General features: G+C 61.1%; 2 protein-coding genes and 1 pseudogene. All 3 read right to left on the bottom strand.

Annotated elements, in window-relative coordinates; all coding sequences use genetic code 11:
• Positions 1 to 18: 18 nt before the first annotated feature.
• On the bottom strand, positions 19 to 1,692 hold the full coding sequence (locus ACFFAR_RS30965; RefSeq protein WP_375509199.1) for an electron transfer flavoprotein-ubiquinone oxidoreductase: 1,674 nt from the start codon (positions 1,690 to 1,692) through the stop codon (positions 19 to 21).
• Between the two features lie 39 nt (positions 1,693 to 1,731).
• Positions 1,732 to 2,060, bottom strand: a pseudogene (locus ACFFAR_RS30970) (electron transfer flavoprotein subunit alpha/FixB family protein); the annotation flags it as partial.
• A 10-nt stretch (positions 2,061 to 2,070) separates the two neighbouring features.
• Positions 2,071 to 2,375 (bottom strand): NAD(P)/FAD-dependent oxidoreductase (locus ACFFAR_RS30975; protein ID WP_375509200.1); only part of this gene is annotated, 305 nt, incomplete at its 5' end.

Here is a 2,375-nt window from a genome sequence, read left to right on the forward strand (position 1 = left end):
GGCCCGTGCCAGCGTCTCCTACATGCCGCCGGGGTAGTTCGGACCGCCGCTGCCTTCCGGCGTGCACCAATCGATGTTCTGGGTCGGGTCCTTGATGTCGCAGGTCTTGCAATGCACGCAGTTCTGCGCGTTGATCTGCAACTTTCCCGCGCCATCGTCGGCTTTGACGAACTCGTAGACGCCCGCCGGACAATAGCGGCTTTCCGGTCCCGCGTACGTCGTCCAGTTCACGTTCACCGGCACCGCCGCATCCTTCAGCGTCAAATGCGGCGGCTGATTTTCTTCATGATTGGTGTTCGATATGAACACCGACGACAACCGGTCGAACGTGAGCTTCCCGTCCGGCTTCGGATACACGATCGGCGTGCATTGCGATGCCGGTTTCAACGTCTCATGATCGGCGTGTCGATGATGCAGCGTCCACGGCACATTGCCTCCGAGCACCTTCTGCTCCAATTCGACCATGACCGTGCCGAGATATAGGCCCTTGCTCATCCACTGCTTGAAATTGCGCGCGCGATACAACTCGGTCTTCAGCCACGACCGGTCGAACGCGTCCGGATAGGCGCTGAGTTCATCGCTTTGGCGGCCCGATTGCAAGGCCTCGAATGCCGCTTCCGCGGCCATCTTGCCCGTCTTGATCGCCGCGTGACTGCCCTTGATCCGCGATGCATTCAGGAATCCGGCGTCGCATCCTACGAGCGCGCCGCCGGGAAAAACGAGCTTTGGCAGCGACATCAGGCCGCCCGCTGCAATCGCCCGCGCGCCGTACGACAATCGCTTGCCGCCTTCGAGGAACGAACGGATCGCGGGATGGGTTTTGTATCGCTGGAATTCTTCGAACGGAGAGAGGTACGGATTGGAATACCCCAGGCCGACGACGAAGCCGATCATCACCTGGTTGTCGTCCATGTGGTAGAGGAACGAGCCGCCGTAGGTGTCGGTCTCGAGCGGCCAGCCAGCTGTGTGGATCACCAGACCCGGCTTGTGTCGGGCCGGGTCGATCTGCCACAACTCCTTGATGCCCAGGCCGTAGACCTGCGGATCGGCGTTCTGGCCGAGCTTGAAATTATCGGTGATCTGGCGGCCCAGGTTACCGCGCGCGCCTTCGCAAAAGAGCGTGTACTTCGCGTGCAACTCCATGCCGAGCTGGAAGTTACCGGTGGCTTCGCCGACCTTGCTCACGCCCATGTTGCCGGTGGCAACGCCGCGCACCGAGCCGTCGTCGTGGTACAGCACTTCGGCCGCCGCGAAGCCCGGGAAGATTTCCACGCTCAGTGCTTCGGCTTGCGCGCCGAGCCAGCGCGTGACATTGGCAAGGCTAACAACATAGTTGCCGTGGTTCTTGAAGTTGTCGGGGAGCAGCCAGTTAGGCACCTGCTTCGCGCTGTCCTTCGATAAAAACAGAAACCGGTCTTCGGTCACTTCCACGGTGAGCGGTGCGCCTCGTGCCTTCCAGTCCGGCAGCAACTCGTTCAACGCACGCGGATCCATGACCGCGCCCGACAGGATATGGGCACCGATTTCCGAGCCTTTTTCCAGCACGCAGATACCTAGTTCGACGCCTTTGTCCTGGGCCAGCTGCTTCAACCTGATGGCGGATGAAAGCCCGGCCGGGCCGCCGCCGACGATTACGACGTCGTATTCCATCGACTCGCGGGGACCGTACTGCTCGAAAGGATCAATAGTCATACAACGGGGGAATGAGTAAAGGAGAAGGCATGCCAGCGTTCAAGCAGGCATGCCGTCGTTGGCAACACGGGCATCGAGCTGACTCATCAAGTCGGAAAGATCGCCGACGACTCCATAATCAGCAATCGAAAAGATAGGCGCATCCGCGTCCTTGTTGACGACCACGATGATCCGCGAGTCCTTCATCCCGGCGAGGTTCTGGATCGCGCCGGAAATGCCGAGCGCCACGTAGAGATCCGGTGAAACTGTTTTCCGGTCTGGCCAACCTGCGTGGCATTCGGCGCATAGCCGGCATCGAGTGCTGCGCGCGATGCCCCTAGTGCTGCGCCCACGCTCTTGGCCAGTCGGGCAAGCCGGTGCATTTTTTCTTTCGCCGGGTCAGGACACGGCACCGGAGCCGTACTTGCCCACGAGCAATGAACCGCGTGCGAACCGGTCGAGCGAGTAGGGCGTGAGCGACACGTCGGTCGGCTGGCCGAGCGCATGCTGGGCGAGGATTTTGCCGATACCCGGCGACAGCTTGAAGCCATGACCGGAAAAGCCGAAGCCAACGACAAGCCCTTCGATATCGGCGACACTCCCGAGGACCGGATTCCAGTCGGGCGTAACGTCATACACGCCGGTCCACGACGATGCGAGTCCGGCCATTTCATAAGCGGGAAAACGCTCCGCCACCTGTGCGC

The organism is uncultured Caballeronia sp. (genome assembly GCF_964243625.1).
Lineage (GTDB): Bacteria > Pseudomonadota > Gammaproteobacteria > Burkholderiales > Burkholderiaceae > Caballeronia.